Consider the following 15,418-nt stretch of genomic DNA (forward strand, 5'->3'; position numbering starts at 1 on the left):
AGCGCTTGTTTTTATAAAAATGCCGGATGGGCAATCAGCGAAATTCTCCAATTCCCTGATGTAAATGCAGACAAAATATGGTATGATATAAGATACGAGATTTCGAACCGACGGAGCTGTGGAAAGAGGAAGCAGTTACCGGGACAGGATAATGAAACGGCAGGTGGTAGGAATGAAAGAGAGAATTAACCGGCTGGCGAAGGGAATCATCGATTCGGAACAGCCGAAGATGACCTGGTCGCCTGAAAAGATAGACGAGACGCTGCGGATGAATACCCTGATGCAGAGAAATTTATGGATCGGGAGCGAAAATGGATTAAGTGTGAAGGGATTTGTGTATTCCTCGAACCTGCGGGTGCGGATTCCAGGGGATAACAATTCGTTTGGCGGACTCCGGTGCCGGATCGTATATGAAGTGGACACCTCGTTCCTGACGGCAGGCGACACGATCACGGGTTCTTTTTATCTGGTGACAAACTGCGGGGAAGAGGAGATTCCGTATGAGTTTCACGTCGAGGTGGCAGACGCCGGGAAGACTTTGGGTGATCTGAAAACGGCGGAAGATTTTCTGCACGTCGCGGAAAATGATATGGAGACGGCGCTCCGGCTTTTGGAGTACCCGGATTTTGTGGAAGTGCCGTTTATGCAGGATCTGCATGTGCGGGCACTCTATGACGGCCTGAAGGGGCACGGCAGCCGTGCAAATTTTATGGAAGAATTTCTGGTTGGACTGGGCGTGAAAAAGCCGGTCGGTCTGACGATTCCGGGCAGGGCGCGCGTATATGCCGAGCTGGCTGAGAATGCCGAGGACACGATCGAGATCCGGATGGATAACTGGGGCAGTGTGTACCTGGAGGTGACGGCAGACGGCGAGTTCCTCCATTTGCCAAAGAAGAGTGCGACGCGGGCGGATTTTGAAGATGGTCTGCTCCGTCTTCCGGTACGGATTCTGGCGGAACGGCTGCATGCCGGAAAGAATTTCGGTGCCGTCCTGATTCACACTGCCAGAGAAACCGTGCGGATCCCGATCGAGGCATCGGCTGCCGATGCGGGCGGATGTGACCGGGCACATATGTCATTCCAGAAAGAGCTTGGAAATTATCTGACTGCCCGTCTGGCGTATGAAAATGGGATCGGCGGCACGGAGGCGGTTCACCAGATGCAGCGGGAGCTGGATCTGATGAAAATGACGCACTATGACGCGGGACTGCGGCTTTTGCAGGCGGAATTATACCTTTTGACTGATCGGCGCGAGAAAGCGCAGACGATTTTAAAGGAGCTGCAGGATTCAGCGGCGCTTAAAATATCGGGCGACCGGAAGCTTAACTGCCTGTACCGCTATCTGTACGTGACGCTGACCGGCAATGCCGAGCAGAAGGACACTTTGATCCGCCTGTTGCAGCAGTATGCGTCGGAGGAGACGGGCAGCAGCCTGTTTTATTATCTGATGCTTCTGCGTCTGGATGAGGAATTGCAGAAAAATCCGGTTACGGTGCTGATCAGCATGGAGCAGGAGTTTAAGGATGGCTGTCACAGCCCATTCCTCTATGCGGCGGGACTGAAACTTCTGGAGAGTGATCCGATCCTTTTAGACAATGCGGGCAATTTTGAGCTTCATGCCCTGTACTATGGGGCACGCCGGAAAATTATCAGCCGCGAGCTGGCACTGGCGGCGGTCCGGGTGATGCGTGCGTCCCGTTCGTACCGGGAGTTTTACAGACGCCTTTTGACGGAACTTTACGGGCTGTATCCGGAGACGGAGATTCTGGAGGCGCTCTGTGCAATGCTGATCCGGGGAGACTGCCGGGAGACAGCCTGTTTTGAATGGTATAGCCGGGCGCTGGAGGCAGATTTGAGTCTGACGCGCCTGTATGAATATTATTTATATGCGATGCCGGAGAATTATGACCGCCTGATGTCGCGTGAGGTATTTTTATACTTTTCGTATTCGGCAAATTTGGATGCGGGGTCACTGGCGAAGCTTTATGCGAACCTTCTTACATATGGAACGCCGGATTCGGATATTTACCGGATGTACGAGCGGGCGATGGAAGAGTTTGCGGTGGATCAGCTTTTCAAGGAACGGATAGACGGTGCCCTGGCGGTCCTGTACCGGAAATTGATCTATCCGGAACTGATCGATACGCAGATGGCGCGTGTCCTGCCGGGGATTTTGAAATCCTGCCGGGTAGAATGCCGGGAACCGGCGATGAAATACGTGGTGGTGCGCCATGAGGAGCAGATGACGGAGGACGCGTATGTGCTGAACGAGGGTACGGCGTATGTGCCGCTGTTTTCGGAGCGCGATCTGGTCCTATTCCAGGATGAAAATGAGACGCGGTATGCGCGGGTAAATTGCGCCATCCAGCCGGTATTTACGGATATGGAGGAACTTTTACAGACCTGTTTTGAAATGAATCCGATGCATCCGTTCCTCTTTATGAATGCGTGTGCAAAAGCCTGCCGCAAGGAGGTGCTGACCGGGGACGATGCGATCCTTTTGGAGCACGCGGATCAGAAGATGGAGCTGCACCCGCTGTTTAGGGCAAAGGTGCTGTCAGCGATCGTGCGGTATTATAAGAGGATGGCGGATGGGATTGAGGATGCGAAAAAGGATGGAAGTGTTTCCTACCTTCTGAGCCTTGACAAGGATCAGCTGACGCGGGATGAGAGAAACGGCGTCTGCGGGACGCTGATCCGGTGCGGGCATTTCAGCGAGGCGTATGAGATGGTGTGCCGGTATGGTCTGGAAGGTCTGCCGGTCAATCTGCTGCTGCGGCTTTGCGGGAGAATGCTGCTTCAAAATCTCTTTGACCGGGATGACCACCTGCTTTATCTGACCTGGTATGTCTTTGAACACGAGAAGCCGGACAGTGTGATTCTCGATTATCTCTGCGAACATTTCAACGGTACGGTGGATCAGATGTACCGCGTCCTGATGCAGGGGCTGCGGCTCCGGGTGGAGACGTACGATCTGGAGGAACGGCTGGTAGCGCAGATGCTCTTTACCGGCAATACAGCAAAGTTAGACCGGGTGTTCGAGCTTTATGCGTCACGCAAGAAAACAGGGGAAAATATCGTGCGCGCGTATTTCACGGTCAAGAGCGTGGAATATTTTCTGGAAAACCGTCCGACGGACGACAAGGTGTTCGCATTTTTGGAGGGTGCTGTGCAGGGAAGCTCTGATCGGGAGCGGATCCCGGATATTTATCTGCTGGCGCTGACAAAGTATTATGCGACGCTGCCGGAGCTTTCGGAGGAACAGCGGCGCCTGTGCCAGTCGGTGGTGGATGTGCTTTTAGATGCGGGCATGATTTTTGCCTATTTTAAGGATCTGGCGCGGTTTATCCATATCCCGGGCAATATTTTAGATAAAGAAATCATCGAGTATCACGGAAACCGGGCGGTGCGCCCGTATCTGCGGCTGCGGATTCTGCCGCAGGAGGAAGAGTTCCACTATGAGGAAATGCGTCTCGTTTACCGGGATATTTACATCCGTGAAAAGGTGATTTTTGAGGGCGAGACGCTGGAATATCAGATCGAAGAGGAAGAGGACGGCGTCCGGAAGACGAAAGAAAAGGGAGAGATTTCCTGCCGGGAGATTCCGGGGCGCAGCCGGGAAAGCCGGTTTGCGGCGCTCAATGAGATGAGTCTTTCTTTAAAAGTAAATAACGAGACGGCGCTTCGGGAAAAGATGCGGGAGTACCAGAAGAGAGATGCGGCGGTAAGCGCACTTTTCCCGATCGCCTGAGGAAAGGGACAGACGGACAAACGATAGATGAATGGACTTATAATTGGCATGGATCTGTGTGATTCATGCACACATATATCCTGTCAGGGTCAGGAGACGATCTGGTCGGTTCCGACCCGGATCGGAAAAGAACCGGATTCGGACGTCTGGCGGGTGGCAGAGGAGAGTGCCGGGGGCGCGTTAGAGGGCATGGTGGTGGAAGATAAGCTGCTTTCCCTGGCGATGAAGGACGGCACCGCTACGATCGACGGCGTCCGCTACGAGGGCTTATATCTGCTGAAAATGTTCCTGAAACAGGTGCTTGCGATTCCCAGACAGGCGTCCGGAAAAGAAGAGATAGAAAACCTGGTGATCACGGTGCCAAAGCTTGAGGTAAAGCTGCTGGACTGCCTGATGTATTGTGCCGATTTTCTGGAAATCGACCGGAGCCGGGTGCATGTGATCAGTCACGCGGAGAGCTTTGTATATTACGTGATGAGCCAGAAACGGGAAGTCTGGAGCAACCAGGTGGGAATGTTTGAACTTTCGGAGAATGGTCTTCATTATTATGAATTGAGAGTGCAGCGCGGGCTGCGCCAGATGCAGGTGGTCGCGGATCAGGAGGAACTGGAGGAGTCGTTTCACTTAAATGTGCTGGACAGCGACGCGGGCATCCAGATGGCAGACCGGATTCTTTCCTCCTGTGCGGAACGGCTGCTGCAGAAGCGCCTGTTTTCAGCGATCATCCTGACAGGCAGGGGATTTGCACAGACGGACTGGGCGTCAGATTTTATGCAGCAGATCTGCAAACGGCGCCGTGTATTTGCGGAGATGGATGTATTTACCCGAGGGGCGCTGATCCGCTCGGAAGATCTCTGTGAGGCACATAGTGCGTACCATTTTACCTGTATCTGTGAGGGGCGGCTGAAAACAACGGTTTCCTTAAAGATTCAGGAGCGTGAAAAAGAGGGACAGCTGGTGCTGGCATCCGCCGGGGACAGCTGGTATGAGACGAAAATGACGGCGGAATTTATTGTGTCGGGCACGCCGGAGGTGGAATTTTCACTCCAGCCGCTGGAACCGCGCAAAAAGAAGACGGTGAAGATTCCGCTTGAGGGATTCCCGAAACGCCCGGACCGGACGACCCGGATCGAGATGGCATTTGGATTTACCGGGGAAGACAGGATGATCGTCATGATACGTGATTTGGGATTTGGAGAATTATTTCCGGCGACAAACCGGATGATTAAACAAGAGGTTTCATTATGAGTCTGATACTTTGCCGGCAGGAGCCGGTTCTACATCCTTTTTACATAGAACGGCTGGGCGTCCATATCGCATCGTCGCAGGAGCTGTGTTATGTCATTTATCAGAATCCGCTTCTGGTGCTGGATGGATTTGTGGATGACCGCCTGATTGAGTTTATCCGTTCGGAGCTGGGACTTTCGTTTCTGGCAGGCAAACTGGAGGCATGGCAGCGGAGCGGCGAGAGCCAGGACGAGCTGCCGATCGTGATTCTGCAGGAGTGCTGTTATTATACGGCAAAGGAGATTGCGGCATACCGCCAGAAATTGGCGGCATTTCGCAAAATGAATGCGGCGGAGTTCCGGAAGGAGATGGCGGATTACTATTTCCGCCTGCGGCAGTTTGGGACGGCGATCTATTACTACAACCGGATTCTGGAGGACTGGCGGGTCAAATCGCTGACGGACGAATTTACCGCGAAGATCTGGAACAATATCGGGGCGGCGTATGCCGGGATTTTCTGGTTTGAGAAAGCGTTTACCGCTTATGAAATGGCGTACAATTTCGACAAGAGCCCAGAGATGCTGAAGCATCTGTACCAGCTTGCCTTGATTGACCCGAAGCTGGAGCTTAAGGAGCGGCATGCGGCTGCGATGACGCCGGAACAGAAGGAGATCTGGAAACGGGAACTCGACGAGGCGAATCAGACTGCGGAGAAGTGCGGGAATGTCCGCATGGTCGAGACGATGTTTGACCGCAATCCGGTCCGGCGGATGGAGAGTGCGGGAGAACTTTTAAATGGGTGGAAGCAGGAGTATCGGAAGATGCTCTAATTTTTCCCGCGCCCAGATACATCCCTTGGTCATGAGCACCGCGCTTTTGGGTTTTGTAACATTTCTTTACGAAAGGAGTTTTCCTATGCGCCTTCTGATTGTCCGCCATGCGGATCCTGATTACTCAATTGATTCCCTGACCCCGGCTGGCTGGGAGGAAGCAAAGCTTCTGGCAGACCGTCTGGCGCCGATTCCGGTGGCGGCTTATTATGTATCGCCGCTGGGGCGTGCGAAGGACACGGCGTCCCTGACCTTAAAAAAAGCCTGCCGCACGGCAGAAACCTGCAGCTGGCTGCGTGAATTTGCCCCGCAGGCGGTACATCCGGGAAAGGATTCCGGGCATTGTGTCTGGGACTGGCTGCCGGATGCGTGGATGGCGGAGCCGAAGTATTTTGATAAGGATCACTGGCATGAAACAGAAGTCTTTCGGAACGCCCATGTAAAGGAAGAGTACGACTGGGTGACTGGAGAGCTTGACCGGCTGCTCAGCCAGCACGGATATGAGAGAAACGGATTGTTTTACCGAGCCGTGGCACCGAATGAGGACACGATTGTGTTATTCTGTCATTTTGGCGTCGAGTGCGTCCTGCTTTCCCATCTCTTAAATATCTCTCCGATGCAGCTCTGGCACGGAACCTGTGCGGCACCGTCGTCGGTGACGGTGCTCTATACAGAAGAGCGCCGCTCCGGCGTTGCATCCTTCCGCATGAGCCGTTTTGGGGATGTTTCCCATCTGTATGCGGGTGGACGCGAGCCGTCGTTTGCGGCGCGGTTCTGTGAGGTGTATACACGGTTTGATCAACGGCATGACTGATGGATGTTTCTGTTATTATGTATCGCAATCGTTTGAATCAGCCGATAAATAGATTTTGTGTGAGAGGCTATTTACTGCTCAGCATCCCAATATTTTTAATCAACACCGAGATTGTCCCGTCCATGTTGGTAATAAACTCCACATGGTCGGGATTTCTGTATTCTTTCATCGGGATCGTGATCTCGATGCCGGTGTCAGTGTACAGCTTCTGTTTCTGGAATTTCTTGATCGTCTGCTCATTTTTCGGCGCGACCGTCTCGTAGGAGAGGTTGTAGCGGTCGAGTTTTTCATCCAGCTCCTCGAGCATCTCCGGGCTGCCGGGAAATACTTTTTCGCGCAGTTCGGACACCTTGATTTCGCCCTGTTCCTCTAATTCATTACAGATAATGTCTTTGATTTCCATCTTTTTCTGTGCATCCTCGTCGCCGTAATATTTTTTGGCAACCTGATCGACGGCGCGGGTGACGATGTCGAGCTTGGATTTCTGGGAGAGCGGGGCGCGGCATTCGAGGAAGAGCTCGGAGAAATAGAAGCATTTTTCGCCGTTGACCTCATATTTTTTCTCAGCCAGAATCAGGGAGCCGTCGGAGAGATCGAGGACAAACGCCTCGGAGAGGCGCTGTCCCTGTCCCGGAAGCAGTGCGCGCTGTAAAATGATCTCGTTGCTGTTGCCGCCGTCCGTTTCCCTGGTCTGATGCGTGTAGGAGGTCTTGTAGTTCATCTTTAAGAATGCCAGATAATCCTTGCCCTTGCAGCCGAACACGGTCATCGCCACATCGGCGGCTGGAATGTCAATATTCGCATTCATGATGTCGTAGAGGCGCTCGGCGAGCTGTTTGCTCGTCTCGACGAAATTGTCCGGGGTGCAGTTTTGCAGCAGCTCTTTGACCTCGGATTCTTCTGCAAATGTACAGTGCTTGACATCGTCACTTTCCGTTATTTTCTCGATATGCGCTTTCAGGAAGTCGGAAAAATCGGGTCCGACCTCCATGCTCTGGTCGGAGAGAACCGGGATTCCCACCGAAGAATCGAGGATGTGTACGATGGCTGCCTTTAAAATCATATCTTCACTTTTCAATGTTATCTTACCTCCAGGTTATAACTTCTTTTGTAGAACCATTCTCGACGCACTCAAAGGAAACGGAGTCGCCCGCCTGCACGAACGGAAGCCGCTCGGAAACGGTGATCGCAGCGGTGTAGACGCTGTCGGTGCGGTCATCGGTCAGCGTGAAATAGTAGTAGGTGTTACCGGAAACGACGACATTCTCGATCGCCTCGACCGTGCCGGAGACAGTTTCGCTTGCCGCCGGTTCCTTGGCAGTTGGATCTTCGATTTCCTCCTGTCCCAGCGTCTCACGGTAATTGCGCTTTGCCTCATCGATCGTCTGTCCGGTGCCGACGATCTGGTACTGCGCGACATCGACGAACGCATACATTTTCACAAGCCCTGCATCATCTTTCAGGGAAATGAAATATGCCGGTCGTCCGGAAATATTTAAGAGAAGCGGGAAGGTCGCACTGTAATTTAAGTGCTGCACCTGTCCGCGCGCGGAATCCATTGCGGCGAGCTCGGTGGCGCCCGGAACGGTGTAAAATTTCGTTTCTTTCGTCCGCAGGTTGACGAGGACGAAGCCAATGTTCGACTCATCTGAGGTTACAGAGCTCATGCCGGTGTACAGCCACACATCGTCGTCGATGGCGAGATAGTTGTAGCCGTAGGTCGTCCGACGCACGCCGCGCTGACCGAAGATAGAGTTTAAATAACCATTCTGGAATCTGCCGTTGTCGTCGAGCTGTTCCATGATGAGGTTCGAATCATAGAGCTGGTCGATCCACTGCGGGACATCCGCTTTGGCGTACCACTTAGATTCGCCGGTCTCAGCATTGACGAGGATCGCGCCGTCGATGTCCTTGCCGTTCCACCAGCCGATCCGGTAGGCGATGGTCGGCGCCACCCAGTAGGGGTTTCCATCGTCGTCGATCTCGAAGGAGACCGTCTCAAACATCCGTGTCGGGTAGCAGAAACGGATGTAGCGGTTGATATTGCGGAAGAAATATTCACTGGTGGAATACTTCATGCCGGAGGACAGCCAGACGAGATCGGTATTCTGATCGACCATATTGACAGCAATGTATGCCGGAAGTCCCTTCTTCTGGTTGTAAAGCCATTTGATCGGGTCGGCATAGCGCAAAGGCGTCACGCGGTACGGTGTCCCCTTGTAGTTGATCTGTGTGTAATTTTCCTGAATCTCAAACTGGGAGACCAGGTCGGTCATCTCACCGAGCTTTTTGCTTCCGAGCCGGGAGGCGGTATCCTTATCAACGACCGGGATCTGCGACATGCCAAGCTCTGCGACATCTGAGGCAAAATCGCCCTCGGTAACGGTGATCAGATCGCGGTAGCGGGACGCATTAAAAAGCTGGATGCCCGCCGCCGAGGCGATCAGGGAAAAGAAGATCAGGACAGCGATCGCGATCATGCCATATTTGCACGGGCGTCCCATCGCCTTAAAACCGGCAAACGGACTGCCGGAGACGTTGGCGTACTTGCGCCGCAGAACCATCCGTCCGGTCACAGGATCGCGCACGACCTCGACGCCGCGGTTTTGCTGCACTGTTTTCAGGAATATGAGAATGCTTTCCATAAAGTTGACTGCCAGTACAATCAGAATGCAGATAATCAGGAATACGATGAAATCCTGATCGTGTAGATTGATGGCGGGCATCATGGTGTAGAACACCAGAAAAATAAGGACGGCAGAGAGAAACAGACGCCCAAACGCCGAAGTGAATTTTTTCAAAATAGAACCCTCCTGACTCGTTTTATGATAAAAAATAGCTGTTCCCATGAAAAAAAGGATTTCGCTGATTGTAAATGTGATAGAACTCTATTGTATCGCACGACGGGAGATAAAATCAAGCCCGGTAACGGAATTTGCCGTGGCTTCGCATTTAAATACGGCAAATTCCCGGGTTGAAGTCGGGAAAAAAACAGTTGTCCTTCCGCCGAAAATATGCTATGATTACTATGTTTATTCAGGAGGTGCGAAGATGATCAAGACGATCCTTACGATCATATTTATTATTATCTGTGTATTCCTGTCGGCGGTAATCCTACTGCAGGAGGGCAAATCGGCAGGTCTGTCCGGTTCCATCGGCGGTATGGCTGACAGCTACTGGGGCAGAAATAAAAGCCGTTCTATGGAAGGAAAGCTGGAGAAGCTGACCAAATATGCTGCAATTCTGTGGCTGATCCTTGCATTAGTTTTGAATTTGAAATTCCTGTAAGGAACCTTTAAGAGGCTGTCGCGTGGCAGCGGGATCTGTTTCCTGAATCTGATATTTGCCGGTGGTTTCCGAGCAGATGCAGGGGTGAGAGGCAGAGAGCGCTGGACGTGGCAGCTTTTTTTCATAGGAAATGGCGCGAGAATGTGAATTAAGAAAGAGAAGTGAGATAGATTTGAACATATTTGATAAAATCATGGGAAAAATAAAGAGAAGCGAGGCTCAGAAATACGCAAAACAGCAGAAGCGCCAGGCGCAGATGCAGAGTGCGGCAGCTTCACAGAAAGAGGAAGGACAGAAAATGCCGGAAAATCGCAGGAGAGAAAGAGAGGCGTTTGAAAAACGTCAGCAGACGGAGATGAAGCTCTCGGACGAGATGCTGGAGAGGATCCGGAAGAATGCAGAACAGCGGTTTGCGATGCGGAAAGAAGAAGCGCGGGAAGAGAAAATGTCCGGAGAAAGCCGGGAGAGCAGCGTACAGCGCCAGATTGACGGGGATGGGTTGATCGGCGAGTGGGAAGAGAGGTACGGAAAAAAGAAGAAAAAGCCGGAGCGTGCGAAAGGTCCGAAAGAGGAATCGGTGCGCCGGAAAAAGGATAAAGCGGGAAAGAAAGACCGTGATCGGAAGTTTGAGCGTGAGATGGATAAGAAGCGCGAAAAGCGCGGCGAGAAGAAGTGTGAGGATATTGGCGCTTCCGAGGAGGAGTTTACCCGCCGCTGCAAGATGATTCAGGATGTCATGAATGAACCGGCATACGTGCCGATGAAGCTGAAGGAGCTGGCACTTCTTTTAAATATTCCGAAGGAACAGCGCCGGGAGCTGCAGCGGGTTATCGATCATCTGCTGGAAGAGGGAAAAATCAGCATGTCCCGCAAGGGCAAGCTGGGACGCCCGGAGACATTTTCAGAGGCAGGTATTTATTCGGGACACCCGAAGGGCTTCGGTTTCGTGACAATCGAGGGACGTGAGCAGGATGTGTTCGTTCCGCGTGAAAAAACAAAGGGCGCGATGCACGGCGATAAGGTGCTGGTTGTGATTGAGCAGGAGAGCGACGGCGGACGCAGAGCTGAGGGAAGTATCGTGCGGATCCTGGAGCACGCTAATCAGGAGCTGGTCGGTCTGTATGAGAAAAACGGCGGTTTCGGCTTTGTGATCCCGGACAATCCACGGATTTCACGCGACATTTTCATCCCGCAGGGGTGTGACGCGGGCGCAGTGACCGGTCATAAGGTCATCGTGAAGATCAAGGATTACGGAAACAGCCCGGATAAGAAGCCGGAGGGCGTGATCACCAGCATTCTCGGACATATGAACGATCCGGGAGTCGATATTTTATCCATCGTGAAAGCATACGGTCTGCCGGAAGAATTTTCGCCGGAGGTCATGGCACAGCTTGAAGAGATCCCGGATGCCGTCCGCGAGGAGGACAAGGCGGGACGCAAGGATCTGCGTGAGCTGCCGACAGTCACGATCGATGGTGAGGAAGCGAAGGATCTCGATGATGCGATCACGCTGGAAAAGACGGAGCAGGGCTACCGGCTCGGTGTACACATTGCGGATGTGACCCATTATGTCCGCGAGGGCAGCCCGCTTGACCGCGAGGCATTAAAGCGCGGAACGAGCGTGTATCTGACCGATCGCGTCATTCCGATGCTGCCGCATAAACTTTCAAACGGTATCTGTTCCCTGAATCAGGGCGAGGATCGCCTGGCGCTGAGCTGTATCATGGAAATCAATGACAAAGGCGTCGTGATCGGACATGAGATTGCAGAGACATTGATCCGCGTCGATCGCCGGATGACGTATACGGCGGTCAATGCGATCATCACGGATGATGATGCAGAGACAAAGGAGAAATATAAGGAATTTGTGGATTTATTCCTGCAAATGAAAGAACTTTCGCAGCTTCTCCGAAAGAGACGCCAGGAGCGCGGTGCGATCGACTTCGACTTTCCAGAGAGCAAGATTTTACTCGACGCCAAAGGACGCCCGATCGAGATCAAGCCGTATGAGCGCAACGCGGCGACGAAGCTTATCGAGGATTTCATGCTGATGGCAAATGAGACGGTAGCCGAGGACTATTATTGGCAGGAAATGCCGTTCCTCTACCGAATCCATGAGAAACCGGATGAGGAGAAGATGGCGAAACTCGGCACGTTCATCAACAACTTTGGATATACATTGCGGATGCCGGGCGGCGAAGTCCACCCGAAAGAGCTGCAAAAGCTGCTTGAAAAGATCGAGGGCACGCCGGAGGAGGCATTGCTCAGCCGTCTGACGCTGCGCTCCATGAAACAGGCGAAATATTCGACCTTGAACTCCGGTCATTTTGGATTGGCGGCGAAATATTATACCCATTTCACTTCCCCTATCCGTCGTTACCCGGATCTGCAGATCCACCGGATCATCAAAGAGTGCTTGCACGGCAATATGGATGCGCGAAAAACCGCCCATTTTGAGAAAATCCTGCCGGAAGTGGCAGTCCAGACCTCGGCCCTGGAGCGCCGCGCTGACGAAGCCGAGCGCGAAACCGATAAGATGAAGAAAGTCCAGTACATGGAACATTACATCGGAGAAGAATTCGAGGGAGTCATTTCCGGTGTCACCAACTGGGGCTTCTATGTTGAGCTGCCGAACACGGTTGAAGGATTAGTTCATGTCAATGAACTGCGCGGCGACTATTTCGTATTTGACGAAGCACACTATGAGCTGGTCGGAGAGATGACTAGAAAGACGTACAAGCTCGGTCAGACCATCCGCGTCCGCGTGACGGCCTGCGACCGGTATGCGAGGACGATTGATTTTATGCCGGCGGTGTATTGGAAGTAGGAGATTGTAAAATAAGATGTAAAAAGTAGAGAGGGAAAGAGGAATTAAAATGGGAGCAGGAATCAAGATGGTGGCGAACAATAAGAAAGCCTACCATGATTATTTTATCGATGATAAATTCGAAGCCGGGATCGAGTTATTCGGTACCGAGGTCAAATCGATCCGTATGGGTAAATGCAGCATCAAGGAAGCATTTATCAAGATCGAGAGCGATGGTCAGGTGTATGTATTCGGCATGCATATCAGCCCGTATGAGAAGGGAAACATTTTTAACAAAGATCCGCTGCGTGTGCGGAAACTCCTTCTCCACAAACTGGAGATCCGCCGCCTGATGTCAAAGATCAAAGAAAAAGGATATACGCTGGTGCCGCTGCAGGTGTATTTTAAGGGAAGTCTCGTAAAAGTGGAGATTGGTCTGGCACGCGGTAAGAAGTTGTATGATAAGAGAGACGATCTGGCGAAAAAGGACGCGAAGCGGGAGATTGACCGGGCGTTTAAGGCGAGACAAAAATAAAAGAAAAGATTCCATCTATGTACCGACTTCCAAATGTTAGACCTAAAAATCTAACGATTGGAGGTCGGTATTTTTACGGCTAAATATTCTTTTGAACTTAAATTTCTGTTTCGTTGTAAAAACAACTGAATTTCTGCCGGTGTTTTTTTATAATACGCTTGTAAAGCTAAGAAAGACAAAAAGCCGGTAGCCTGGAAGTGCGCGAATGTGTTCTTGAACGTGAGGGTGCCGCAGGTTAGAAATAATGGCAGTTGATTGCAGAACAACGAAAAGGAGTTATAAAGTATGGAGCGGAAAATGTTTTGTTACCAGTGTGAGCAGACGGCAGGCTGTACGGCCTGTACCGGCAGTGCCGGTGTGTGCGGCAAGAGAGCGGACACCGCCAGGCTGCAGGATAAGCTGACGGGTGCGCTGATTGGCCTTGCAAGAGCGACGGAAGGCAATGAATACCTGATTACCGGGGATACCAGCAGACTTGTATTGGAAGGATTGTTTACCACGGTAACAAATGTGAATTTTAACAATGACACCATCACTGAATTGATCCGGCGGGTTGAAAAAGAGAGAGAACGCCTGGTGCCTGATTGTTTCGTGTGCACGGTCTCTTGCGGCAAAAATAACAATTATGATATGAATAATCTCTGGGAGGCAGGCGAGGATGTCCGTTCTCTGAAATCGCTGATTTTGTTCGGAATTCGCGGCATTGCGGCGTATGCTTACCACGCGGCCGTTCTGGGATATACCGATGACACGATTAATCGCTTCTTTTTTAAGGCACTCTTTGCGATCGGCATGGATGACTGGGGCATGGACGAGCTGCTTCCGATTGTCCTGGAAGTGGGTGAAATCAACCTCAAGTGCATGGCGCTTCTGGATCGGGCCAACACCGAATCTTATGGAAATCCTGTTCCGACGCAGGTGCCTCTGACCGTGGAGAAAGGCCCGTTTATCGTTATCAGCGGCCATGATTTATACGATTTAAAACAGCTCCTTGAGCAGACGAAAGATAAGGGCATCAACATCTACACTCACGGTGAAATGCTTCCGGCGCACGCTTATCCGGAACTGAAAAAGTATCCTCACCTGAAGGGCAATTTCGGCACGGCATGGCAGAACCAGCAGAAGGAATTTGCAGATATTCCGGCTCCGGTTCTCTTTACGACGAACTGCCTGATGCCTCCGAAAAAGAGCTATGCCGACCGGGTGTTTACGACGGAAGTCGTATCCTATCCGGAAATGGTACACATCGGCAAAGAGAGAGATTTTACGCCGGTTATTGAAAAGGCACTTTCATTGGGTGGTTATCCTGAGGATATGCATTTTACAGGCATAAACGGCGGCAAAACAGTCATGACTGGATTTTCCCACCATGCGGTTCTTTCAGTGGCGGATACGGTCATCGATGCCGTTAAATCGGGAGCCATCAAACATTTCTTCCTGGTCGGCGGATGTGACGGTGCCAAGCCGGGACGCAATTATTATACCGAATTTGTAAAGCAGACACCGGCAGACAGCATTGTTCTGACCCTTGCCTGCGGCAAATACCGGTTCAATGATCTGGATCTGGGTACGATTGGCGGTCTTCCGAGAATAATGGATATGGGACAGTGCAACGACGCTTACAGCGCCATCAAGGTTGCGGTGGCACTGGCAGAAGCATTTGACTGCGGTGTCAACGATCTGCCGCTTTCCATGGTGCTCTCCTGGTATGAGCAGAAAGCAGTGTGTATCCTGCTGACACTGCTTCATCTGGGGATCAAAAATATTCTCCTCGGACCGTCCCTTCCGGCATTTATCTCTCCGAATGTGCTGCAGTATCTGGTGGAAAATTATAACATTGCACCGATCAGCACACCGGAGGAGGATCTGCACAGATGATATTGGGCGCGAGTGCAAAAGCCCCGATCGAGGGGACAATTGTACGTCTCTATTCTTTTGTAACGTGCAGCTATGAATTTGACAATGCTCGGACGATTCTGTATGCGTATGAGACAACGGAATAATTAAGCGGATATTCGATGAAAAAGGAAATAGATAAAAAGAAGTCGTGATAATATAATAAGGACGCAGAACCGCCGCAAAAAAGTATAAATAAAAAGGCAGCTATAAAACAGATAAAGAAATTCAAAGAAATATCTGTTTTACAGCTGCTTTTTATTTACAGGCT

Annotated in this window: 11 protein-coding genes; 9 read left to right on the forward strand and 2 right to left on the reverse strand. The window is 51.6% G+C overall.

Translation table 11 applies throughout. From position 1 onward, the window contains the following. Window positions 1-172 precede the first annotated feature (172 nt). The 4 genes from DXD12_RS01460 to DXD12_RS01475 all read left to right on the forward strand — a co-directional run bounded on the left by DXD12_RS01460 (window position 173) and on the right by DXD12_RS01475 (window position 6,622). Window positions 173-3,751 carry a DUF5717 family protein gene (locus tag DXD12_RS01460; protein ID WP_118637500.1) on the forward strand — a complete coding sequence of 1,193 codons (3,579 nt, stop codon included), beginning with the start codon at window positions 173-175 and terminating at the stop codon, window positions 3,749-3,751. A gap of 27 nt (window positions 3,752-3,778) precedes the next feature. After that, a complete protein-coding gene (locus DXD12_RS01465; protein ID WP_118637100.1) occupies window positions 3,779-4,999 on the forward strand; it encodes a DUF5716 family protein in 1,221 nt (406 codons plus the stop codon). Beyond that, on the forward strand, window positions 4,996-5,808 hold the full coding sequence (locus DXD12_RS01470) for a hypothetical protein (protein ID WP_118637102.1): 813 nt from the start codon (window positions 4,996-4,998) through the stop codon (window positions 5,806-5,808). Before DXD12_RS01465 ends, DXD12_RS01470 begins: the two co-directional genes overlap by 4 nt. A gap of 85 nt (window positions 5,809-5,893) precedes the next feature. Next, on the forward strand, window positions 5,894-6,622 hold the full coding sequence (locus tag DXD12_RS01475) for a histidine phosphatase family protein (RefSeq protein WP_118524054.1): 729 nt from the start codon (window positions 5,894-5,896) through the stop codon (window positions 6,620-6,622). A gap of 67 nt (window positions 6,623-6,689) precedes the next feature. Here DXD12_RS01475 and DXD12_RS01480 read toward each other — a convergent pair whose 3' ends face one another. After that, on the reverse strand, window positions 6,690-7,700 hold the full coding sequence (locus DXD12_RS01480) for a nucleoid-associated protein (protein ID WP_118637104.1): 1,011 nt from the start codon (window positions 7,698-7,700) through the stop codon (window positions 6,690-6,692). A 7-nt stretch (window positions 7,701-7,707) separates the two neighbouring features. Then, a complete protein-coding gene (locus DXD12_RS01485) occupies window positions 7,708-9,423 on the reverse strand; it encodes a CvpA family protein (RefSeq protein WP_243105323.1) in 1,716 nt (571 codons plus the stop codon). Between the two features lie 250 nt (window positions 9,424-9,673). On the opposite strand from DXD12_RS01485, the gene secG reads away from it, so the two are divergent. From secG to DXD12_RS15745, 5 genes are all read left to right on the forward strand, one after another. Then, window positions 9,674-9,910 (forward strand): preprotein translocase subunit SecG, encoded by a 237-nt coding sequence (gene secG, locus DXD12_RS01490; protein ID WP_107000428.1) that lies wholly within the window; start codon window positions 9,674-9,676, stop codon window positions 9,908-9,910. Window positions 9,911-10,631: 721 nt separating this feature from the next. Continuing rightward, on the forward strand, window positions 10,632-12,737 hold the full coding sequence (gene rnr, locus DXD12_RS01495; protein ID WP_118637502.1) for a ribonuclease R: 2,106 nt from the start codon (window positions 10,632-10,634) through the stop codon (window positions 12,735-12,737). A gap of 49 nt (window positions 12,738-12,786) precedes the next feature. Beyond that, a complete protein-coding gene (gene smpB / locus DXD12_RS01500; protein WP_022358767.1) occupies window positions 12,787-13,251 on the forward strand; it encodes an SsrA-binding protein SmpB in 465 nt (154 codons plus the stop codon). Window positions 13,252-13,536: 285 nt separating this feature from the next. Continuing rightward, window positions 13,537-15,129, forward strand: coding sequence for a hydroxylamine reductase (gene hcp / locus DXD12_RS01505; RefSeq protein ID WP_182457001.1), 1,593 nt, complete (start codon window positions 13,537-13,539; stop codon window positions 15,127-15,129). Further along, window positions 15,126-15,254, forward strand: coding sequence for a hypothetical protein (locus DXD12_RS15745; protein WP_265104141.1), 129 nt, complete (start codon window positions 15,126-15,128; stop codon window positions 15,252-15,254). Before hcp ends, DXD12_RS15745 begins: the two co-directional genes overlap by 4 nt. Window positions 15,255-15,418 lie beyond the last annotated feature (164 nt).

The sequence above is a fragment of the Clostridium sp. TF11-13AC genome (assembly GCF_003481065.1).
Classification (GTDB): domain Bacteria; phylum Bacillota; class Clostridia; order Lachnospirales; family Lachnospiraceae; genus Otoolea; species Otoolea fessa.